This window comes from Helicobacter sp. MIT 14-3879, assembly GCF_003364125.1.
The window spans coordinates 24,328-46,712 of the sequence record NZ_NXLP01000007.1 but is presented as its reverse complement, the minus strand read 5'-3'; the positions used below and the strand labels follow the sequence as shown (position 1 = coordinate 46,712).

Genomic DNA, 22,385 nt, shown 5'->3' with positions numbered 1-22,385 from the left:
TTACTCTTTTTTTGTATCTTAGAATCCATTTTATATGGCTTAGAAGATATAGTGTATTTACTAGAATTTGCAGTATTGATTTGTTTTTCTAAAATTTGCTTTTTTTCTTTATCTAAATATTTTTTAATTATTTTTCCATCTTTTCGAATTTCTAAAATATAATTTATAGTATTTGTTTTTGCATCAATTACTAAAGCCTCATTTTCTTTTAGAATCTTACTTGTATCAAGTATGGTATCTTGTGCTAATATGATAGATACTGCATATATGATTAATACTATCTTTTTTATTTATAAATCCTAATAATTTTGTTGTTATAATTTTAACTTATTTTATTAAATTTAAGGATTAATAATGAAAGAAATTATAACAATTTCAACACAAAATGCCCCACAAGCAATAGGTCCATATTCACAAGCAAAACAATTTGAGAATTTAATATTTGTATCAGGTCAGATTCCACTAAATAACAAAGGTGAATTTATAAAAGGAGATATTAAAGTTCAAACAAAACAAGTTTTAGAAAATCTATCAGCAGTATTAAAAGAAGCTAATTCAAGCCTTAATAATGTAATTAAAACTAGTGTTTTTCTTACAAACATGGATGATTTTATTGCAATGAATGAGGTATATGAAAGTTATTTTGGTGAAAATAAACCAGCAAGAAGCACTATTTGTGTAAAAGAGCTTCCTAGAAAAGCATTAGTCGAAATAGAATGTATCGCAGTTAGATTATGAGTTTTAAAGAGAGAAATTTCTCTCTTTAATTAAAGATTAATATGATAATTTAGCAAATACTATTAAATTATCACCTTTTCCATAGTTATTTTTATTATTGAAATAAACATATCCACCGCCAATATCTGTTTTCATAGTGTTGCCCTTCCAAGCTGTATATTTTAATATAGCTGAAAATTCTGTGTAATCACCGCCTGCAAGCATAATATCAATACCTAGTCTATTATTTATCAAATCAAATGAGCCAAATAAATATGCACTCCAATTATCTTTAGCAAAATAATTATTATTTAAAGCATTTGTCCAGCTACCATAGAATCTAGAATTATCATTTATATACCAAATACTTTCTCCACCAACAAAGTAGAATCCAAGCCCAAATTTAAGCCAATTACTATATTTAAATTCTTGATCTACCCATGCTAAAAAGCCAAAATCATCATTTAAAGTTAGATAATTTGGAGCATATTGAAACATAGCACGAAGTAATGTGCTTGACCTCCAATCTCTAGCAAAATCTATGATATAACCAAATTTTGTCCCAACTTGCACCAATATATCATTGCTATGTGCAACGCTATTGTTAAATAAAATATATGGGTCTAAAACAAAACCTGCTAGATTCATATTTAATCCACCAGCTACGACATTTCCTCCATTTTGACCTACAAAATTATTTCTTCCACCTGGGTGGTAAGCATACATAGTGCCTAATTCAGAACCTATCCTATTTGGTTGGTATCCTGTTGTTAGTATAGAATTAAAATAAGTAAGCCACAAATCCATTTTTTTTACTATTCTATTTTTATATAAATCCTTATAATTAAAGCCCACGCCTTGAATGCTATTTGCTAACCAATCAAATTCTAAGAAAGAAGCATCAAATCTACCACCAGATATTGACCAAGAATCACCAATATACCTTATAAATGCGTCTGAAACATCACCTGTATTTGGATATTTAGAGCTATTAAATCCAAGAAATAGGTTATTTTTTTTATTATCTAAAGCAGCCCAAGCTCCAGTAGCAGCTAATCCAACAGATAAGCCATAATCGAAATAAAAATTAGCTCCAGCTCTAGCAGTTAAACCAATAACAGAGTGATTTTTATTAGCTCCAATAAAGCCTTGATTATAAATTGCTCCTACATATCCATAACTATCTATTTTAATTTCAGTAGCATTTATATTTGATAACAATATGACACTTCCTAATAATATACTTGATTTAAGACTAAGTCTCATTAAAATTTTCTCCTCACATTAAATAATACTCAATTTTTGAGTGCGAATTTATATCATAATTTAAACAGATTGTAAATGACTTTTGACAATTAATTTCTAATTGTTTTTAGCTAGAATAAGTTATATAGTTTAACTATTTTATCAATGAAGAACTAGATGAAGATTTAGATGCTTTATATTTATATACTTAGCCTAGCTTCTAAGTAATAATTAGGTGAGGAGTATATGTTTATACTTAAATAAGCTAGGCTAAGTATATAAATATTTAAAAGGTTTTTTATAATTATTAAAAATTATCCTTAAATTTAAGACTAATATTTAAAAAATCATTCAAGTTATTAACCAATAAATCTACAATTTTCCCATCAAATTGCACATCTCTATTTTTAATCATATGATTTACTACTTCATCTATGCCCCATGCTTTTTTATAACATCTATCATGACTTAAAGCATCAAAAACATCTGCTACTGCTGTAATCCTCCCATATAAAGGAATATCTTCTCCTTTAAGTTTATTTGGATAACCATTTCCATTCCACCACTCGTGGTGAGTTAGTGCAACTTCTGCTGCAGTTTTTATAACTAGCTGGTTAGATACATTTAACATTTCAAAACCTTTTTGTGCGTGTGTTTTCATAACTTCAAATTCATTATTATCTAATTTTCCGGGTTTATGGAGGATAGAATCTGGGATTGCAAGTTTGCCTATATCATGCATTGGTGAGACTATTTTTAAAAGTTTAGCATCTCTTTCTTGTAGTCCATATAAACTTGCTAAAAGATATGAATATTCTGCTACTCTCCTTACATGGTTGCCTGTTTCTTGACTACGACCTTCACCAATTTGCCCCATAGTAAAAATTACTTCTTTTTGGATATTTTCTAATTCTTTTTGAGATTCATAATAATCTGTTAAACTATTTAACACACCTATCACTTCATCTGTATTACCATAAATATTTTTAATAACCATAAATGAAGCCTGAAGATATAATGTTTTACCTAGTCTATTTTTACAGGTTATCATTTGTCTTGCAAAACCTGTTTGTGCTAAATTTCTTTTTATTTGCTCTATTTGATTTTGATCTCCTAATAAAAATGAAATATGCCTACCTAAAATCTCATCTTTTTTATATTTAAAAACATCTACACAAGCATCATTGACATCTATAAAAATTTCTTTTTTAGTCTTTATGGTAGGGGAAGTCTTATTAATCAAATCTTCATATTCACTTATAATAAAATCTTTATCCATATTATCTCTATGCAACATATTTAGATTTTCGTGAAGTTTTCGCACTTCCATAGTTGTATCAGTTATATCATCCATTGCTACCATATATGCTATAATAGCTTTGTTATGGTTTGTTATTGGCAGTATTACAGATTTTGCATAAAGTATATCATTATCTTTTATTAAGATTTTTAATTTTCCACGCCAAGAATTATTATTCTCCATACTATATTTTACATCATCATTTTCTATATCATCTAATATGAATAATTCTTTGTAATTTTTACCTATAATTTCATTTTCGCTATATTGAGTGATATCTAAAAATCTATCATTTACTTTTATAATATTTTTTGAGTAGTTCATATAAATTATATAGGCAAATTTATCTAAAAATTCTTTATATTGATTTGCTAGATGCATTGCTTGTATATAATCTAAATTGATAGCCTGTGCTAAATTTATCATTATATTAAATGGGCTATCTTCTTTTAATTCATCAACAATTTTAATATCTCTTTTTGTATTAATTTGCTCTTCTGTAATGCTTTCTTTTAGTGTTATAAAGGTATTTGATAGGTTAAATATATGATTTCCATGATTATTATGATAAAACTCACCATAAGTAAAATGTCCAGCTGTTGGGGCAATATTATTTAGTGTGATTAATTTATAATCAAGTAGTGATTTTTGAAAATATTGATATCTTCCTGCACAATCATACAAAAATATAGAATCTATATCTTGTTTTATAAGCTTTGTTGATATCAAATCTACTCTTTGTTTTACACTATTAGGAGAACAAGTGCTAAATCTAACCTTAGTTCCCTCTTTAACTTCACCACTATATACTATTGAACCATCTGGCAATACATTTTTTGGAACTCTTGCTATTGATAGATTTTTTACTTTGAAAGTTATTGGGAATTGCATACCTGAATTAGGAAGATTATTTGCTACATATTCTCCTAAATATTTTCTATAAATTTCTATTGTTGGAATGTTATTTATACTTTTTACAACGCAACCCTGTGATTGTGTAACTATCAACTCAATTCCAATTCCACTCCATTCAAATATATAATCACTATTTACTTGCAAACTAGAAGAATCTAATGCAGCTATACTTAATATTTTGCCATTAACTCCACTTTTATCTCCTACAAAAGTATTTTTATAACTTAAATGAGAGCTATTATTATCTGTAATACTACTATTTCCACCTGTTATACTTAAGTTTGGATATTTTTTATATATTTGACTAAGCATATTTTGATAATTAGAATTTAAATAATCATTAAAAATGATTAAAAGTTTAGTGTTATCTTTAATAAAACTTTCTATGATTTCTTTATTTATATCTTGTTTATTAGAATTATCAAAGCTAATACTTCTAACGATAGTTTCTTTAAAAGTGCTAACACAAATCACAATATCATTTTTTACTATTTCTCCATCAAAAATAGCACCAAATGAACTAGTTAAGATTATTTCTGCTTGTGGTAGTATAGATGTGATTTTTTTAATAACATTATTTGCAACTTCTTTATCTGTTACTCCACAAAATATCTGAATAAGAATGCTAGTTTCTTGTTTTAAATCTTTTAATTTTGCTAAATTATCACTATTGTAGGTGAAGCTTAAAGTTTTCACTGAAATACTCCTTGGCTTCCCCCCCCCCCCCCGATAAAATGCAAAATATAAATGCAAAATATATTTATATTTAATTTTTTAAAATTAAATATAAATATTAATATTTTAACGAAGAGGGAGGAAAATTCTCAATTTTTACAATATATTCATTTTTATTGAGGTATTATACAACAAAACTTATTATAAAAATTTAAAAAATTCTTATAAATTATAAATTATTTTATAAAATCAATTAGCTATTTTTTGATTTTACTTAAAAAATTTATTAATCTAGCACTCTTAGGGTTAGCAAAAAAATCATTTCCATTGTTTTGTTCAATGATTTGACCATTTTCCATAAAAATTGCTCTAGTTGCAATATCTCTAGCAAAACCCATTTCGTGTGTTACGCAAACCATAGTCATACCTTTATTTGCTAACTCCTTAATTAAATCTAAGACTTCACCTACCATTTCAGGGTCTAATGCAGATGTAGGTTCATCAAATAGTAATATTTCTGGGTCATTCATCAATGCTCTTATTATTGCTACTCTTTGTTTTTGACCACCTGAAAGCCTACTAGGATATTCATTTTGTTTATCTTTTAGCCCAATTTGAGATAAAAAATTGATAGCCTTATTTACTGCTTCTTCCTTAGTGTATTTTTTTAAAATTACAGGAGCTAGGGTTAGGTTATCAAGCACATTTAAATTATTAAATAAATTAAAATGTTGAAACACCATTCCCATTTTTACTCTAGCTTTATCGAGATTCCACTTAAATTTAGAATCTAATTCTTGAACTGCTAAGGTTTGTTTTGCCTTAGGGAGATTCATTAATTCATCATATAAATTTATATCAATATTTGATATTCTTTTATCATCTAACCATATCTCACCACTTGTAGGGACTTCAAGAAGATTCATACATCTAAGTAAAGTGCTTTTCCCGCTTCCACTAGGTCCTAATAAAACTATATGCTCTCCTTTAAATATTTCTAAATTAATAGAATCTAATACTAATTTTTCATTAAATATCTTTTTTAGATTCTTAATTTCTATCACTTTCACGAAGTTTCCTTTCAAGTTTTTTAACAAAATAACTAGCAATTAAAACTAAAACTAAATATGATATTGCAAGGAATAAATAAGGAATCATATATTCATAACTAGAACTTCCTATGGTTTTAAAAGCATAGGTTAAGTCGTGAACCGTTATATAGTTTGCTATAGAGGTTTCTTTAAGCAAAGTTATAAATTCATTGCCAAGTGAGGGTAGGGCATTTTTTAAGCTTTGAGGAAATACAATAAACCTCATAGTTTGTTTATGATTTAACCCCAAAGCTCTTGCTGCTTCATTTTGACCTATATCTACACTTAAAATTCCACTTCTCATAATCTCACTTACATAAGCTCCACTATTTAATCCAAAAATTATTATTGCTACAAATAATGCGTTAATACCGCCTAGACCAAAAAGTGGTAAAATCACAAAATAAATAAATAATAATTGCACAACAATAGGTGTTCCTCTAAAAAATCCGACATAAGACTTTATTATAGGAGTTAAAATCTTATCAAATAACTTATATTCTTTTTTAGTTAGTAAAATTGCAATGAAAGTTCCTATTATAAGACCAATGCTTAATGCTAGGATTGATAAAATTATAGTAGTACCTAAACCCTCAAGAACTAGCTTATATCCTCCTTTTATTATAAATTGATTATAAAAAATATCTAATTTTGTATCCAAAATAATCCTTTATTTTTTGTAAATAACAATTTTATCACTTACTTTAGATTATAATCTAACATAACTTTTTGCCTAGATATTGAAGCATCTTTTAGATTCCTAACCCCTTCTTTAAGAAATTTTTTAATATCCTCATTTGTATATACATTATGATTATACGCTACTACACATATTTCATCATTTTCTTTTAAAAATCTATTTTCAGCAAGTGGGGTATAACTAGTTGCTCCTATTGCCATAAGTATATTTTTAGGATAATTACATTGTTCAAAAAAAATGCTTAAATTTTCTAAAACAGAATGATCTTCTTGTGTATTTAGTTTTTTTATTATCCAATCAATTAATTTTTGATTAAAATAACTATAATTTATAACCTTAGTATTATTACCATATTGGTGGATATCGCTTTCTGTAAGTAAAAATGAAGTAAGAGAATAATTATCACAGATTCCATTAATATTTAAATTATCTATTAATATTTTTTCACCACAACCCTTTGAGGCAGTAGAAAAATTCTTTTTTTCACTAAGTTTTTTTGCATTTTTATTATTGCGAATAGATGCATCATTAAAAGCCATAAAATACTTTGGAATAATATTTTTTATTATTTTGTTTTCATATATTATATGAAATTCTATTGCTATTTCAGCCTCTGCTTGAATATTAAAATTACTAGGAATGATTAATTTAGCATTATCAATGCAGAATCTTCCTAAATATCCGTTATTATTTGGAATATAAAATGGAAAAATACCTTTTGGAGCTCCTTCTTCATCACTAGCTATATTAGCAAAGTCATTTGCTTCTCCTGCTTGTTTTAAATGATTTGCAAAATTACCTGCAATTCCAAACCCTAAATAATTTTTCATAATTTAACTCCTAAAATTTAGAACCTCTAAACTTATTTTTTATATTTCAAAGCTTTATTTAAAAAAGAATGAAATTTTACTCTAAAATTTAAAGTTATATTTTTAAATTAAATTTTTAATAGATGTCATTTTTATTAAAAATATTATTTTTAGATTTTAAGGATTATTTATGAGTAGAAAAAAAGGAAATATAGCAGAGGATTTAGCAAAAAATTATTTAATAGATAATGGTTTTAAAATAATAGATAGAAATTATTATACAAAATATGGCGAAATTGATATTATTGCAATCAAAGATTCTATATACCATTTTATAGAAGTAAAAAGTGGAAAAAATTTTGAACCATTACAAAATGTAACTAACAAAAAACTAGAAAAAATAATAAACTCTATCTATATGTATCTTTCTAATAATGAGCTTGATGTGTTATTTTGCATTGATATAGTAGTAATTAAGAATGGTAAAATAGATTTTATTAGCAATGTAAGTGTATAAAAAATAATTTTATTTATGTTACAATCCAAACTTTAAATAATTAAACCTTGATTTAAGGAGAAAACAATGGGTAAATATATGGAGCTTAACAATGATAATTTTGATAGTATTACAAATAAAGGAGTTTCTCTTGTAGATTTTTGGGCTCCTTGGTGTGGTCCTTGTAGGATGTTAAATCCTATTATTGATAAATTAGTAGATGAATTTGAAGGCAAAGCTAATATATGCAAAATTAATGCTGACGAGGAAAAAGATTTAGTTACTAGATTTGGTATAAGCTCTGTTCCTACAATTTTATTTATAAAAGATGGTGAGATAGTTCAACAAATGATTGGTGCTACTTCAGAACAAGCTTTAAGAGATAAAATTAATTCATTATTATAATTAATTATAATTATTGAGATTTTCAATCTTAACACCATTTTTTGCTACGCTTTTTATGGCGATAGTATTTTTTTATTTTCAATACTCTTATACAAAATTAAAGATTATTGATTTTAGTGATGTAGTTTTTTATGGTAAAGATTATATTTTTTCTCCTTCAGAGAAAGAATATATTATTATTTTATATAATTCTAAATCTAGTAATTTTTTAGATATTGCAAAAAAAGTTCCAAATGATAGTAATTTAAAGATACTAGCAATCGATTATTATCAAAACACAAAGCAAGAAATTATTAATAACATAATACCTCTTAGTGCAGGTATAAACACTCTTTTAAAATTTAATAGAATTTTTAGGATAGATAAAATACCTATGTATTTTAAAATTAAACAAAAAAATGCATATAAATTTACGCAAGATAGCAAGATGTTAGAAATCAATTAATATGATTGAAAATTTAATTTATTTAATATTATATATTCAAAAGGAGAATTCTTTATGATTAGTTTGGCAATTATTGGTGGAGGACCTGCAGGTCTTTCAGCTGGTTTATATGCTACTAGGGGTGGTATTAAAGATGTGGTATTATTTGAAAGAGGTATGCCCGGAGGGCAAATTATAAATAGCAGTGAGATAGAAAATTATCCGGGTGTTAAAGAGGTTGTTAGCGGAATCGATTTTATGGAACCTTGGCAAGAGCAGTGTTTTAGATTTGGATTAATTCATAATATGAATGAAGTTATTAGAGTTTCTAAAAATGGTAAATACTTTGATATATTATTAGCAGATGGAAAAATAGAACAAGCAAAATCTGTTATAGTATGTACGGGAGGAACTCCAAGACGTTCTGGTATAAAAGGTGAAACAGAATTTTGGGGTAAAGGAGTAAGTGTTTGTGCAACCTGTGATGGATTTTTCTATAAAAATAAAGATGTGGCTGTTTTAGGAGGTGGTGATACAGCATTAGAAGAAGCAATATATCTAACTAGAATGTGCAATAAAGTATATTTAATCCATAGAAGAAATGAGTTTCGTGCAGCACCTATAACCATTGAGCATGTAAAAAATAATCCAAAAATAGAAGTTGTAACACCAAATATTATTGATGAGATAATAGGTAGTAATAGTGTAAATGCTATAAAGGTAACAAATATAGATACGAAAGAAAGTAAAGATATAAAAGTTGATGGATTATTTGTATTTGTTGGTTATGATGTCAATACTAGCGTTTTAATGCAAGAAAATAATCAGCCTCTATGTGATTTAACTAGTTCTGGTCACGTTAAAGTTGATTTAAATATGAAAACTTCAATAGAAGGGCTGTTTGCAGCAGGCGATTTAAGAGAAAGTGCATTAAAACAAGTTGTTATTGCAGCAGGTGATGGTGCGGTGGCAGCATTAAATGCAATAGAATATCTAGAATCTACAAAATAGAAGGTTAGTTATGATAAAAGTTGGAATTTTTGGTGCAACAGGAAGAATTGGTAAGCTTTTAATTGAGGCTTTATTTAATGATAATGAAGCTAAGCTTTTTTGTGTGTTTGTTAGAAATGAACTTCAATATTCGATACCAAAAGGAGTTTTAGTAACAAATGATATAAAGGTTTTTTTAGAATCTAGTGATTTAATTATTGACTTTTCTTCTCCAGAAGCAACACAAATTCTACTAGATTGTGCTATTGATGAATGTAATAAGCCAATAGTTATAGGAACTACAGGTTTAAATGATATGCAAAAAGACTTATTAGTAGCAGCATCTCTTAAAATGCCAATACTCTATTCTTCAAATATGTCTCGTGGAATTGTAGTATTAAATAATATTAGTAAGATTGTTTCTAATGTTTTAAGAGATAGTGATATTGAGATTACTGAAATTCATCACAAACATAAAAAAGATTCCCCATCTGGCACAGCACTTAGCATAGCAAACAATGTAGCTAAAGCAAGGGGATTGGATATTTCTAAAGTTAGAGTTAGCGGAAGAGATGGTATTATTGGAGAGAGAAGTAAAGATGAAATAGCAGTAATGTCTCTTCGTGGTGGTGATGTAGTAGGTAAGCACACCGTTGGCTTTTATATGGATGGAGAATATATTGAAATCACTCATAATGCAACAAGCAGAATGACTTTTGCAAAAGGTGCGATAAATATTGGCAAATGGCTAATAAATCAAAAAAATGGATTATATAATATAGAAGATGCTCTAACTCTATAAAGGTGGTTATTATGGAATCTTGGAATGAGAAATGTGCTGTTGTAGGTGTTTTTAATTCAGAGCGTTCAGCTGCACTTTGTTATTACTCATTATTTGCAATGCAACATAGAGGACAAGAATCTAGTGGAATCTCAACTTCAAATGGCTGCGATATTTCCACTATCAAAGGAGAGGGTTTAGTTACTAGTGTATTTAAAAATGGAATAGAAAACCTAGTTGGAAAAGCAAGTATAGGTCATAATAGATATTCTACTGCTGGGGAAGATTCTAAATGTGATGTTCAGCCTATTTCTGCTAGATATTCTTTAGGACAAATTGCAATAGCACATAATGGGAACTTAGTTAATGCAAAAGAGTTACGTGATAACCTAATTTCAAAAGGTGCAATTTTTCAAAGCTATTTAGATACAGAAAATTTAATTCATCTAATAGCACAAAGCAAAGCTGCAAAATTAAAAGATAGAATAATTGAAGCACTAGGGATAATTAAAGGTGCTTATTCTTTTGTTTTTTTAAGTAGGGGTAAGCTGTTTGCCATAAGAGATCCATTTGGGTTTCGACCTCTATCATTAGGCGAAATAATTAATGATGATGGAAGTAAAGGATATATAGTTGCAAGCGAAACTTGTGCATTTGATTTAATAAATGCAAAATATATTAGAGATATAAATCCAGGTGAAATGCTAATTTTTAGTATAAAAGATAATGAAGTTTTAATTGATAGTATTGAAGTTTTTAAACAAGAGCCAAAAAAATGTATATTTGAATTTGTGTATTTTTCGCGTCCAGATAGCTTTGTATTTAATAAATGTGTATATGAAGTTAGAAAAAATATGGGAATTGAACTTGCAAAAGAGTATAAAATAAAGGCAGATTTAGTTATCCCTGTGCCAGATAGTGGGGTTATTTCTGCTATTGGATATTCTCAAGAAAGCAAAATTCCATTTGAACTAGGCATTGTTAGAAATCACTATATTGGACGCACATTTATCGAGCCAACGCAATCAATGAGGGAGTTAAAAGTAAAATTAAAACTTAATCCAATAAAAGAAATTATACAAAATAAAGATATTATAGTAATTGATGATAGTATAGTTCGTGGAACTACAAGCAAGCAAATAATAAGCATTTTGCGTAAGGTTGGAGCTAAAAAGATTCATTTAATCATAGCTTCTCCACAGACTATTTCACCTTGTTATTATGGAGTTGATACACCAAATACTTCAGAACTAATATCTTCTAAAAAAAATATTGAAGAAGTAAGAGAATTTATTGATGCAGATTCCTTGTATTTTTTATCACTTGAGGGATTATATAAGAGTATAGGCGATGAGGCTAAAAATGGTATAGGGTATTGTAAAGCTTGCTTTGATAAAGAATATGTTATATAGGGTTAATATGAAGCAGATACTCACAGTAGGAAGATATTTTAAATCAAAATATAAACAAAGAGTTAGAAAAATACCAATTTCATTACAAGGTTTTACTTGCCCAAATATTGATGGCAGTGTTGCAAAAGGTGGTTGCACATATTGTAAAAATGAGACATTTTCTCCATCATTGCAAAATTTACCAAAGACAAATATAACTATGAATTTTCAGTTAAAAGAAAATACTATTATAAATGAACAATTAGAAACATTAAAAAATCAATTTAATATGCACTCAAGCCATCATAAAGATAAATTTGATACCAATAAATATATGGTTTATTTTCAATCTTTTAGTAATACTTATGCTCCATATAATACTCTAAAAACTTTATATGATGAAGCTTTGAGACTTCAAAATGTAATTGGATTATCTATTGGAACTAGGACAGATTGTGTAGAGGATAATGTATTAGAATTATTAGGAGAATATGTCAAAAATGGAAAAGAAATTTGGCTTGAATATGGGATTCAGTCAATTTTTAATTCTACATTGAAGCTAATTAATAGAGGACATGGTATAGAGGGAGCTAAAGAATTGGTAGCTAAAACTAGATCTTATGGCATTAAAGTATGTGTTCATTTGATTTATGGATTACCAAAAGAAGATTCTAATATGATGCTAGAATCATTAAATGAAGTGATAAGCTGGGGTATTGATGGAATTAAGATTCACCCACTTTATATTGTAAAAGATACTATTATGGAAAAAATGTATGATGTAGGTAAATATACTCCAATTACCTTACAAGAATACACTGATTTGATAGTAAAATCTTTACAAATAATGCCAAATAATATTGTAGTGCAGAGAATTTCAGCTGGAGCACACGATGATAGTCTCGTTGCACCACTTTGGTGTTTTGATAAAAATATACAAATGTCCTATATTAGAGAAAAATTACTTCAAGCAAAGATTGTTTATTAATGCAAATTTATGCAATAAGCCATAATGAACTAACACCATATAATAAACTTCCAGATATGCTTGATATTGCACTTAAAAGTGGTGTTAGTATTTTTCAATTTAGAGATAAAAATTTAAATGATAATGCTATTTTTAACTTATGTTGTGAATTAGGTGAAATTTGCAGTAAAAACAATGCTTCATTTATAATTAATGATAGAATAAATCTTGCTCTTAGACTTCAAGATAGCAAAATATCTTGTGGGCTTCATCTAGGAAAAGGTGATTTAAATATGCCTTTTTATGATATTTGTTCTATATTTAAAGGGAATATTGGGGTTTCTTGCTATGGTGATATAAGTAAAGCTTTAGAATATCAAAATTTAGGGGCTGATTATGTTGCCTTTGGTAGTATCTTTCAAAGTCCAACAAAAACAAAATCTATTGTTATAGGATATGAAATATTAAAAGAAGCAAGAAGCAAATTAGATATTAAAATATGTGCTATTGGTGGGATAAATGCCTCTAATGTAAGGTTTATAAAAAATATAGATATGATAGCTATGATAAGCTCAATTTGGATAGGAGATATAAAAGAAAATATATATAAAATTAAAAATATAATATATGAAAATAAATTATAATATAATTTATTTTTGAAGTTTTTTCAATGCTTCTTTAATAATTTCTTCTGTATTATTAGATTCTATATTTTCTAATGCTTTTAAAATATCTGTATTTTTAAACCCAAGAATCTCCATAGCATTTATTGCATCTCTTTTGTTGCTAGATAAATTACTATCATCCACCACTATTTTACCACTTATCTCAACAATAATTCTCTTTGCCATTTTCTCGCCAATGCCAGGAACTTTTTTAAGAGTATTAAAATCATTACTATTTGCTATACTAATAAATTCATTTGGATTAAATGAACTACAAATACTAATAGCCACCTTTGGTCCTATGCCATTTATTTTTATTAGATTATCAAATAAGTTTTTTTCATCTTTGTCTAAAAATCCATATAAATTTATACTATCTTCTCGAATTATTTGAGTAATTAATAAAGTATCATTTTCTTTTATCTTAGAAATTGATTTTAAAGACATATTTATCTCATAAATTACTCCATTTACATTAAATAATACATTAGAAATATTTTTTTGATACACATTTCCAATAAGTCCTGCTATCATATTTAACCTCTCAAATAAAAATTTTTAGAATCCTTGATTCTTAATCTTTTTTTCATTATTTTTAAAGATTTTTTGATGAATGATTTTTTTTTCTTCGACATTAAAATAATATCTTCCTATACCTTTTATAATAGTCGTTGTTTGTGATAATTTAGGAATAACTAATTCAAAAATAATATCATTATATTTCAACCAACCATCTTTACATAGAAATTCTGCATCAAAAATAGTTTTTTGATAGTCTTTTATCGTATTAGTAATGTAGTTTTTATCTTTAGATATTTTTAATATTTCTTTTTTATTGATTTTTATAGATTCTACTATTTGTAAAAATATATTGTAATTTTTTAATATATAGCTTGGTATTTGTTTATCATTTTTATTATTTTCATCTATTTGATTTTTGAGATTTTTTGCAGTTTGTTGGTATTTGTTATATTTATATATAAGTGTATTTAGCTTTAAAGATAGCTCTTTTTCTTTTAATATTTGAGTATCTAAATCTTTTAGTAGCTGTTCTATTCTTTTTTTATTACTTTTATTTGCAAGTGGAGTGAAGGTTATTTTATTACCTCCACCTTTTAGTGTATCAATTATCAATTTATTTGCAAATCTTATATTAGTATTAGAATAAAGCTCTAATATATTTATATTATTAGATTCTATTTCTCCACCATTTGCTTTTAATATTTCTAAATCATCACTTATAATATTACCTCCATCAAGGCTATTAATTTTGGCAAATGATGACACTAAATTTCCCTTATGCACATTAATATTTGCATTATCTGCAATAATAGTGCTTTGTTTATGTGTTTGTCCTTTTATATTAAGCTCTCTTGCATATATACTTGTATTTGTAGCAATATTACCATTAACATTAACTTTATTTGCCCTTATTGTTACTCCATTTTTTATTGCATCTTCAAGCTCATTTTTTGCAACTATTGTTAGTTTTGTATCACTATCTAAATCTCCTACAAAATTATAATTGTCTTTAATTTCTATATTTTGCAAACTTAACTCATTACAAAATGAAAAATTATTATTCTCAAATATTATAAATCCACTTTTTTTAGCTATATATTTATTTAATAAATCCTCTTGTATCTCTTTAATATTTTCACCAAATGAAGGAGGATTTGAAGTTTTTTCCTTGGGAATTATATATTCTCCTCTTAGATTCCTACCAGACTTGCCGTTACTTGCAAGATAAAATTTACAAATTAATTCATTTTCTTTTACACATATAATATTTTTTTTAGCTATATCAACCTCTTTTATACTAAAGATCAATTTAGAATCTTTGGAGTCTATAAAGTTTTTCGCACTAGATAAAGTAAAATTATTAGATTCTTCTATTGGAGATTTCATAGTTTTTATATATTCTAAAAGTGCATTTTTTTCTTTATCTAATTCTTTTAATAATATTTTATTTTTCAGTTTAAATGAATTGATTTTAGTTACTAAAGCTTCAAATTCACTTATATTTTTTGGTGGAATAAAACCTTTTAAAAAAACTATATCTAAACTTTGTGCATTATCTTTTATTTCTAAACTAAACTTGTTATCTTCATTTGATACTTTATGAATTACAATATCATAAGTTTGTTTAAAAATATTTTCTTTATTCTCAAACAAAGTATCATTTATTAAATTATTTTTCAATGATTGAAAAGTAGTAGAATCCTTACTTTTAACAAAAGTTTTATAACTAACAATTGCAATTTCTAAATTTTGCGATGGAGTATTTATCTTAAGACTTATATTATCAAGCAATTCAGGGATGTTTTCAATATCCTTAATTAGTTTTGTTTGTTGCAAAATTTTTCCTTAACATTATTTATTGTAGAATCTATTTTTAAAATTTTAATATCAAAGGGCTTAAAAAATTGTTTAAAAAAGCTTTTTTAACAAATAGCAGTGGAATCTTATGTTCCCGTATATTTGGCTTTATTAGAGATTTATCAATGGCTTTAGTTTTAGGTGCTGGAGTTTATAGTGATATTTTTTTTGTTGCCTTTAAATTTCCAAATTTATTTAGGAGGGTCTTTTCTGAAGGAGCTTTTACTCAAAGCTTTCTACCAAGTTTTATTAGTGTTAAAAAAAAAGCTCAATTTAGCGTTGCAATATTTTTAATATTTTTTATTTTTCTAGTTTTTTTTAGTATTTTAGTTTGTATTTTTAATGGATTTTTTACAAAAATTTTAGCCTATGGATTTAATGATGAGACTATAAAACTTGCAAAGCCAATTGTTGCTATAAATTTTTGGTATTTATGTTTAATTTTTTGTGTAAATTTTTTTAGCTCTCTTTTACAATATAGAGATAATTTTTGGGTTAGTGCGTATAATACAGCACTTTTAAATATTACAATGATAGTAGCATTATTTATAGCAAAGGATAAAGATACCTATGTAATAGTGTATTTTTTGAGTTATAGTGTATTAATTGGTGGAATCTTACAAATTTTACTGCATTGCTATTCATTATATAAGTTAAAATTTATAAAGCTTTTTATTTTAGGATTTAGGGAATTATATTTAATTATAAAATATAAAGATAAATTAAAAATCAATAATATTAAAAAAGATATTATAAGTTTTTTCGCTCAATTTTTCCCTGCACTATTAGGTAGCTCTACTGCACAGATAGCCTCATTTATCGATACACTCTTAGCTTCATTTTTAATAAGTGGTTCAGTTTCATATTTATATTATGCAAATAGAATCTTTCAGCTTCCACTTGCACTTTTTGCCATAGCTATTAGCACAGCATTGTTTCCTATGGTTGCTAAAATGATAAATAATTCTAATGAATTTGAAGCATTAAAATTATTAAAAAATGCCTTTTTTATACTTTTATTTAGCCTTAGTATTTGTGTTGTTGGTGGGATTGCCTTAAAAAATGAAATAATTTATTTGTTATTTGAAAGAGGTAAATTTTTAAGAAAAGATACTCTTGAAGTTGCAAATATATTTGTAGCATATTTAATAGGGCTTTTACCTTTCGGATTAGCTAGGATTTTTTCTTTGTGGTTATATTCTTATAAAAAACAAGCCTTGGCAGCAAAAATTTCTGCAATATCTTTAATATGTGGGGTTGTATTTTCATTAATCTTAATGAAACCTTTTGGTGCATTAGGATTAGCACTTTCATCTTCTATTGCTGGTTTTATTTTATTTATCCTTACAATTTTTTATTTTGGGATAAAAAAGTTTAAAATTATTATTAATAATAAAAAAATGTTAATTTTACTTATAGTTATTCTTTTTGTAGAATATATTATTTTGTATTTTTTAAAACATTTTATTAATTTTGGGGGATTTTATGTTCATATTTGATAGTGTGAAAAAGAAAAAAGTAAAGTTTGAATCAATCATTCCAAATGAAGTTAGAATCTATCTTTGTGGTCCAACAGTTTATGATAATGCACATTTAGGACATGCTAGAAGTGCTATTACATTTGATTTACTTAGAAGAGTATTAAGTGCTAATTCATATAAAGTAATGTTTGTTAGAAATTTTACAGATATTGATGATAAGATTATTCAAAAATGCAAAGAAAGCTCTAAAGATATTAATGAAATAACCCAAACTTATATTAAAAATTATTTAGATGATATGGAGGCATTAGGAGTTAAGAGGGCAAATTTAGAGCCAAAAGTAAGCCAAAATTTAGATGCTATTTTTGCAATGATTAAAAAATTACTAGACTCTTCTAAAGCTTATGTAGCTAAAAATGGAGATATTTATATGAATGTTAATAAAGATTCTAAATATGGTAGTTTATCTGGTAGGACTAATATAGAATCTTTTAGTAGAATTAATGAGAATGAGTATAAAAAAGATATTAGAGATTTTGCATTATGGAAGATAATTGATAATGAAATAGCCTATGATTCACCATTTGGTAGAGGTCGTCCGGGTTGGCATATAGAGTGTAGTGCAATGATTGATAAACACTTATCATACAAAAATGAAAAATTTTCTATTGATATTCACGCTGGTGGCAGCGATTTATTATTTCCTCATCATGAAAATGAAGCTTCTCAAAGCCGTTGTGCTAATAATATTGAATTATCAAAATATTGGATTCATAATGGATTTGTAAATATAAATGGTGAGAAAATGAGCAAAAGTTTAGGAAATAGCTTTTTTATTAAAGACGCATTAAAAATTTATGATGGTGAGATTTTAAGATTTTACTTACTTAATACTCATTATCGTGCTCCACTTCATTTTTCAAATGAAGATTTATTGCAGAGTAAAAAAAGATTAGACAAAATTTATAGATTTAAAAAAAGATTAGAGCAGGTAAATATCACTGAAAATATTATAGATTCTAATTTTAAAGAAGAGTTTTTACAAGCATTAAATGATGATATGAATATTTCAATTGCTCTTAGTATTGTAGATTCTATGATTTCTACTTATAATGAAATGCTAGATAAGAATCCAAAAGATAATCTTATAAAACAAAAAGCAATATCAAATATAATATTAATAAATGAAGTTTTAGGAGTTGGACATAAGAATGCAATAGATTATTTTCATTTAGGTGTAAATGATAAGATGAAAAAATACATTAATGAGCAAATAGAGTTAAGAAATCAAGCAAAAAGAAATAAAGATTACGCCTTAAGTGATAAAATTAGAGATGAATTAAAATCTAAAAATATATTTTTATTAGACACAAAAGATGGAGTAGTTTGGGAGTATCGCCAACAATAAAAGTTTTATTTAAAATTAAAGTATTTTTAAATACAATCCTAAGTTTCAATTTAATATTAAGGTGTAATTAATGAAAAAAGGAATCCACCCAGAATATATACCTTGTAAGGTTACTTGTGTTACAAGTGGAAAAACAATTGAGGTTTTAAGCAATAAAAGTGAATTAAAAATTGATATTTCATCATTTTGCCATCCATTTTATACAGGTAGTGATAAAATTACTGATAGTGCAGGAAGAGTAGAGAAATTTAAACAAAAATATAAAATGAAGTAATTTTGCTATATCTACTTGCAGCTCCAATAGGAAATATTTCTGATATTAGTATTAGGGCGTTAGAAATACTAGAATCTTGCAAAGAGATTCTATGTGAAGATACTAGGGTTACAAAAAAACTAATAAATCTTTTATATTCAAGAGGTTATATTAAGAAAATAGATTTTAATTATACTTCGCTTCACTCACATAATGAAATTTCTAGGATTTATGCTTTACCAAAGGACTATTTTCTAAATGATGTAATTTATATGAGCGATGCAGGAACTCCTTGCATTAGTGACCCGGGTGTAAAGCTAATTCAATTTATGCAACAAAATAAACTTCCATATACCATATTGCCTGGTGCTAATAGTGCAATTTCTGCAATGGCATTAAGTGGATTTGAAGGTGGGTTTAGATTCTTAGAATTTATTCCACATAAGCTTCAAGATAGAATTAAATTCATAAATTTTGCATTAGATTCCACTCTTAATACAATTTTTTTTGAATCTACGCATAGAATCTTGGATACTATGGAATTATTAAATAAATTTTCTCCACAAAGAAGGATATTTCTTGTAAAAGAAATGACAAAATTACACGAGAAATTTTATTTTGGCAGTGTTAATGAAGTATATAGTGAACTTAAAAATAAAAATATTAATGGGGAATGGGTAGTTATTGTTTCTAGTGGAAAAATAAAGCAAAAAAGCTTAAATATTAATGATATTAATGAATTATCTTTACCACCAAAAATAAAAGCTAAATTATATTCAAAACTTACAGATAAGAGCATACAAGATTGTTATAACGAAATTATCAATAAAACAAATGAAAGAAAATAAATTAATAATTTTTGGTAAGCAAACCTGCTTATACGTTTTAGATAGTCATAGTGATATTATTGAAGAGATATATTTTTGCAAAGAAATAAATAAAATTTTATTTAATAAATTTGCAAAATTAAATAAGCCAATTATAAAATTAGATTCTAAAAAGATGCAAGCTTTAGCTAAAGGTGGCAATCATCAAGGATTTATATTAAAAGTTAATTTAATAAAATCTAGCTTTAATTTTTTAAAAGATTCTAGTAAAATAATAGTTCTTGTTGGGATAAGTGATATAGGCAATATTGGTTCAATATTCCGCTCAGCCTATGCTTTTGGAGTGGATTTAATAATCTCTACAAATTCATTTAATGAAAGTGGGGTGGCAAGAACTAGCAGTGGCGCATTCTTTGATATGCCATATATTATTTATAAAAACTCTTTAAGTCTAATAAATGAGCTTAAATTAGGAGGTTTTAGCATTTTTGGTTCTGATATGAAAGGTAAAGATATATTAGATTTACCAAATTTAGGTAATAAAAAATGGGCATTATTTTTAGGAAATGAGGGTGAGGGTCTATCAAATAGACTTTTAGCTAAAATGGACTTAGTTTTATCAATTAGTATGAAAAATTTTAATTCTTTAAATGTATCTGTTGCAGCAGGAATTTTAATGTATAGGATGGTTAGAAAATGAAATGTATTGATGAGTTAAAGAGTATAGGTATTGACAAAATAAGTACTAGAACGAGAATTACACAAGACAAGATAAAAAATATTGTTGAATGTGAATTTAATAGTTTTGATAACACCAGAGCAAAAGGATTTATTCAAATTATACAAAGAGAATTTAATATTGATATGAGTGAATGGACTAGTGCGTATGAAGAATATCATAAACAAAATGAGTTAAAACAAGATGAAATTAAAGAAGATTCTAGCCAAGATAATATTAACAATAAAATTAGTATTCCAATTGATAGCAGTAAAAAAGATACTTTATACCCAAAATTAGTGATTTTATTATTCATTTTAATATTATTATTTGTTTTATATTTTGCATATAATAATTTTTTATTAAGCAAAGCTAAAAAAATATCCCCCGCAACTAATAATTTAGACAATAAAGAAGTTTTTTATGAAAATAAAGAATATAGTGATGATAATTCTACTTTAGAAAATAATTCTACTATTGTTGATAATAACTCTAATTTAGTAAATAATGATGAGATTGAGAATGAAATAGAAAATACTCTACAAAAAGAAGATAACCTAATGGATAATGCTAATAAAGATGATAAAGAAGAAACTTCTAATGATAACCTTAATATTGCAGAATCTAATATAATAAATACTAATGAAATTACAATAATTCCAAAAGAGCCTCTTTGGATAGGTGTAATTGACTTACAAACATATAAGAAAAAACAAATCTCAACATCGGATAAATATACAATAAAATTAGATGAAAATAAAATAATAAGGACAGGTCATAGCTATTTTGATTTAAAAGGAAATAATATATCAAAACAATATATCGGTGGTGATAATAAATATTTCTTATATACCGACCAAAGTGGATTTAAAGAAATAAGCAAACAGGAATTTTTAGAATTAAATAGAGGTGAAGAGTGGTAAGAATATTCATATTTGCATTATTATTTGTAATAGTATATGCTGAAAATAATCTAAGTGCCATAGACACTAAAGTTATTAACCTAATAGGTGAAAATTCTTATATTAGAAATAAAAGTTTTATTAATAAACTATTCTCATCAAAAGATAGTTTCTATAAAAATGGAAATCTTGATATATACAAAGTTATTTCTACGCTAAAAAATAATGGATTATTAAAGTTAAAATTTAAAGCTCCACAGGAATTTAATGCAATATTTATTGCTCAAACTAGCCCAATATTTTTACTTAAAGCAATAAATCAGAGTTTATCTTATATGGGATATTCTTATTGGCTTCCAAGTGAAGTAGAATATATAGAAGATATATCAAAAATAAAAATATCTTTAACTACAGAACATATAATAGATCCGTTAATAATGCTAAATGAACTTGCTAAAAGTGGATTTGCTAGTATAAATATTGCTCAAAATACCCAAAATGAATGGGAATATAATTTAGTATTAACAGATTCTAAAATACCAGATTCTACTTTTATAGCAAATGGAAATAGCCTAGATATTTCTGAGGTTACAGGACAATATTGGTTAGAAGTTGGAGCTAAGGGTAGATTAGAAGTATCAACTCTAAATAATAAGTCTTTTAATCCTAAGATAATATTTTTTGATAGGAATCTAAATATACTTGATGTGCAAGAGCTTAGTAAAAGAAGTAGCTTTAATGTAAGTATCATTAACAATACAAAATTTATTAAAATTAAAGATTCTATATCTGATGTTAATCTAAAATCAGGTATAAATGTTAAATTAAGATAATAAAAAAATAATA

23 protein-coding genes are annotated in these 22,385 nt (G+C 26.1%); 16 read left to right on the top strand and 7 right to left on the bottom strand.

Annotated features, from left to right (window positions below; all coding sequences use genetic code 11):
* Positions 1-354: 354 nt before the first annotated feature.
* On the top strand, positions 355-738 hold the full coding sequence (locus CQA44_RS05815; RefSeq protein WP_115546340.1) for a RidA family protein: 384 nt from the start codon (positions 355-357) through the stop codon (positions 736-738).
* A gap of 36 nt (positions 739-774) precedes the next feature.
* On the opposite strand, the gene CQA44_RS05810 is transcribed toward CQA44_RS05815, so the two are convergent.
* The 5 genes from CQA44_RS05810 to CQA44_RS05790 form a co-directional block, all read right to left on the bottom strand.
* Positions 775-1,983, bottom strand: a complete 1,209-nt coding sequence (locus CQA44_RS05810) for a hypothetical protein (RefSeq protein WP_115546339.1) — start codon at positions 1,981-1,983, stop codon at positions 775-777.
* Between the two features lie 286 nt (positions 1,984-2,269).
* A complete protein-coding gene (locus CQA44_RS05805; protein WP_147289757.1) occupies positions 2,270-4,873 on the bottom strand; it encodes an HD domain-containing phosphohydrolase in 2,604 nt (867 codons plus the stop codon).
* 236 nt (positions 4,874-5,109) lie between these two features.
* Positions 5,110-5,916: an amino acid ABC transporter ATP-binding protein gene (locus tag CQA44_RS05800; protein ID WP_115546379.1), complete on the bottom strand. Its 807-nt coding sequence runs from the start codon at positions 5,914-5,916 to the stop codon at positions 5,110-5,112.
* A complete protein-coding gene (locus CQA44_RS05795) occupies positions 5,903-6,604 on the bottom strand; it encodes an amino acid ABC transporter permease (protein ID WP_258864916.1) in 702 nt (233 codons plus the stop codon). Before CQA44_RS05795 ends, CQA44_RS05800 begins: the two co-directional genes overlap by 14 nt.
* A gap of 38 nt (positions 6,605-6,642) precedes the next feature.
* Positions 6,643-7,473, bottom strand: coding sequence for a DUF5718 family protein (locus tag CQA44_RS05790; protein WP_115546336.1), 831 nt, complete (start codon positions 7,471-7,473; stop codon positions 6,643-6,645).
* Positions 7,474-7,642: 169 nt separating this feature from the next.
* Between CQA44_RS05790 and CQA44_RS05785 the strand changes: the two genes are divergently transcribed.
* From CQA44_RS05785 to CQA44_RS05750, 8 genes are all read left to right on the top strand, one after another.
* Entirely contained in the window at positions 7,643-7,969 is a 327-nt protein-coding gene (locus tag CQA44_RS05785) for a YraN family protein (RefSeq protein WP_115546335.1), read from the top strand.
* A gap of 66 nt (positions 7,970-8,035) precedes the next feature.
* Positions 8,036-8,353, top strand: coding sequence for a thioredoxin (gene trxA, locus CQA44_RS05780; RefSeq protein WP_115546334.1), 318 nt, complete (start codon positions 8,036-8,038; stop codon positions 8,351-8,353).
* 13 nt (positions 8,354-8,366) lie between these two features.
* Positions 8,367-8,798, top strand: coding sequence for a hypothetical protein (locus CQA44_RS05775; RefSeq protein WP_115546333.1), 432 nt, complete (start codon positions 8,367-8,369; stop codon positions 8,796-8,798).
* Positions 8,799-8,852: 54 nt separating this feature from the next.
* On the top strand, positions 8,853-9,788 hold the full coding sequence (gene trxB, locus CQA44_RS05770) for a thioredoxin-disulfide reductase (RefSeq protein WP_115546332.1): 936 nt from the start codon (positions 8,853-8,855) through the stop codon (positions 9,786-9,788).
* Positions 9,789-9,798: 10 nt separating this feature from the next.
* Positions 9,799-10,569, top strand: a complete 771-nt coding sequence (gene dapB / locus CQA44_RS05765; RefSeq protein ID WP_115546331.1) for a 4-hydroxy-tetrahydrodipicolinate reductase — start codon at positions 9,799-9,801, stop codon at positions 10,567-10,569.
* 11 nt (positions 10,570-10,580) lie between these two features.
* The gene (purF, locus tag CQA44_RS05760) at positions 10,581-11,960 is read left to right on the top strand and encodes an amidophosphoribosyltransferase (protein WP_115546330.1); all 1,380 of its coding nucleotides are present in this window, start codon (positions 10,581-10,583) and stop codon (positions 11,958-11,960) included.
* A gap of 7 nt (positions 11,961-11,967) precedes the next feature.
* Positions 11,968-12,927, top strand: a complete 960-nt coding sequence (locus CQA44_RS05755; RefSeq protein WP_115546378.1) for a TIGR01212 family radical SAM protein — start codon at positions 11,968-11,970, stop codon at positions 12,925-12,927.
* Positions 12,927-13,550: a thiamine phosphate synthase gene (locus tag CQA44_RS05750; protein ID WP_115546329.1), complete on the top strand. Its 624-nt coding sequence runs from the start codon at positions 12,927-12,929 to the stop codon at positions 13,548-13,550. Before CQA44_RS05755 ends, CQA44_RS05750 begins: the two co-directional genes overlap by 1 nt.
* A 6-nt stretch (positions 13,551-13,556) precedes the next feature.
* Here CQA44_RS05750 and ruvA read toward each other — a convergent pair whose 3' ends face one another.
* Together ruvA and CQA44_RS05740 are read right to left on the bottom strand one after the other, a co-directional pair.
* Positions 13,557-14,105: a Holliday junction branch migration protein RuvA gene (gene ruvA, locus CQA44_RS05745; protein WP_115546328.1), complete on the bottom strand. Its 549-nt coding sequence runs from the start codon at positions 14,103-14,105 to the stop codon at positions 13,557-13,559.
* A gap of 24 nt (positions 14,106-14,129) precedes the next feature.
* A complete protein-coding gene (locus tag CQA44_RS05740; RefSeq protein ID WP_181881800.1) occupies positions 14,130-15,929 on the bottom strand; it encodes a flagellar assembly protein A in 1,800 nt (599 codons plus the stop codon).
* Between the two features lie 68 nt (positions 15,930-15,997).
* Between CQA44_RS05740 and murJ the strand changes: the two genes are divergently transcribed.
* The 7 genes from murJ to CQA44_RS05705 all read left to right on the top strand — a co-directional run bounded on the left by murJ (position 15,998) and on the right by CQA44_RS05705 (position 22,372).
* Positions 15,998-17,449 (top strand): murein biosynthesis integral membrane protein MurJ, encoded by a 1,452-nt coding sequence (gene murJ / locus CQA44_RS05735; RefSeq protein WP_115546326.1) that lies wholly within the window; start codon positions 15,998-16,000, stop codon positions 17,447-17,449.
* Positions 17,436-18,839, top strand: a complete 1,404-nt coding sequence (cysS, locus tag CQA44_RS05730; protein WP_115546325.1) for a cysteine--tRNA ligase — start codon at positions 17,436-17,438, stop codon at positions 18,837-18,839. The genes murJ and cysS overlap by 14 nt, the downstream gene beginning before the upstream one ends.
* Before the next feature lie 70 nt (positions 18,840-18,909).
* Entirely contained in the window at positions 18,910-19,113 is a 204-nt protein-coding gene (gene rpmE, locus CQA44_RS05725; RefSeq protein ID WP_115546324.1) for a 50S ribosomal protein L31, read from the top strand.
* 2 nt (positions 19,114-19,115) lie between these two features.
* On the top strand, positions 19,116-19,940 hold the full coding sequence (gene rsmI / locus CQA44_RS05720) for a 16S rRNA (cytidine(1402)-2'-O)-methyltransferase (protein WP_181881799.1): 825 nt from the start codon (positions 19,116-19,118) through the stop codon (positions 19,938-19,940).
* Positions 19,927-20,619 carry a 23S rRNA (guanosine(2251)-2'-O)-methyltransferase RlmB gene (rlmB, locus tag CQA44_RS05715; RefSeq protein WP_115546322.1) on the top strand — a complete coding sequence of 231 codons (693 nt, stop codon included), beginning with the start codon at positions 19,927-19,929 and terminating at the stop codon, positions 20,617-20,619. Before rsmI ends, rlmB begins: the two co-directional genes overlap by 14 nt.
* A complete protein-coding gene (locus tag CQA44_RS05710; RefSeq protein ID WP_115546321.1) occupies positions 20,616-21,560 on the top strand; it encodes a hypothetical protein in 945 nt (314 codons plus the stop codon). The genes rlmB and CQA44_RS05710 overlap by 4 nt, the downstream gene beginning before the upstream one ends.
* On the top strand, positions 21,554-22,372 hold the full coding sequence (locus CQA44_RS05705; protein ID WP_115546320.1) for a hypothetical protein: 819 nt from the start codon (positions 21,554-21,556) through the stop codon (positions 22,370-22,372). Before CQA44_RS05710 ends, CQA44_RS05705 begins: the two co-directional genes overlap by 7 nt.
* The last annotated feature ends 13 nt before the right edge of the window (positions 22,373-22,385 follow it).

Bases quoted from the DNA above. Each gene is read 5' to 3' on its own strand.
- rpmE (WP_115546324.1), top strand. From the start codon at position 18,910: ATGAAAAAAGGAATCCACCCAGAATATATACCTTGTAAGGTTACTTGT.
- purF (WP_115546330.1), top strand. From the start codon at position 10,581: ATGGAATCTTGGAATGAGAAATGTGCTGTTGTAGGTGTTTTTAATTCA.
- CQA44_RS05790 (WP_115546336.1), bottom strand. From the start codon at position 7,473: ATGAAAAATTATTTAGGGTTTGGAATTGCAGGTAATTTTGCAAATCAT.
- cysS (WP_115546325.1), top strand. From the start codon at position 17,436: ATGTTCATATTTGATAGTGTGAAAAAGAAAAAAGTAAAGTTTGAATCA.
- CQA44_RS05815 (WP_115546340.1), top strand. From the start codon at position 355: ATGAAAGAAATTATAACAATTTCAACACAAAATGCCCCACAAGCAATA.
- dapB (WP_115546331.1), top strand. From the start codon at position 9,799: ATGATAAAAGTTGGAATTTTTGGTGCAACAGGAAGAATTGGTAAGCTT.
- CQA44_RS05755 (WP_115546378.1), top strand. From the start codon at position 11,968: ATGAAGCAGATACTCACAGTAGGAAGATATTTTAAATCAAAATATAAA.
- CQA44_RS05710 (WP_115546321.1), top strand. From the start codon at position 20,616: ATGAAATGTATTGATGAGTTAAAGAGTATAGGTATTGACAAAATAAGT.
- CQA44_RS05750 (WP_115546329.1), top strand. From the start codon at position 12,927: ATGCAAATTTATGCAATAAGCCATAATGAACTAACACCATATAATAAA.
- ruvA (WP_115546328.1), bottom strand. From the start codon at position 14,105: ATGATAGCAGGACTTATTGGAAATGTGTATCAAAAAAATATTTCTAAT.
- CQA44_RS05810 (WP_115546339.1), bottom strand. From the start codon at position 1,983: ATGAGACTTAGTCTTAAATCAAGTATATTATTAGGAAGTGTCATATTG.
- CQA44_RS05785 (WP_115546335.1), top strand. From the start codon at position 7,643: ATGAGTAGAAAAAAAGGAAATATAGCAGAGGATTTAGCAAAAAATTAT.
- trxA (WP_115546334.1), top strand. From the start codon at position 8,036: ATGGGTAAATATATGGAGCTTAACAATGATAATTTTGATAGTATTACA.
- trxB (WP_115546332.1), top strand. From the start codon at position 8,853: ATGATTAGTTTGGCAATTATTGGTGGAGGACCTGCAGGTCTTTCAGCT.
- rlmB (WP_115546322.1), top strand. From the start codon at position 19,927: ATGAAAGAAAATAAATTAATAATTTTTGGTAAGCAAACCTGCTTATAC.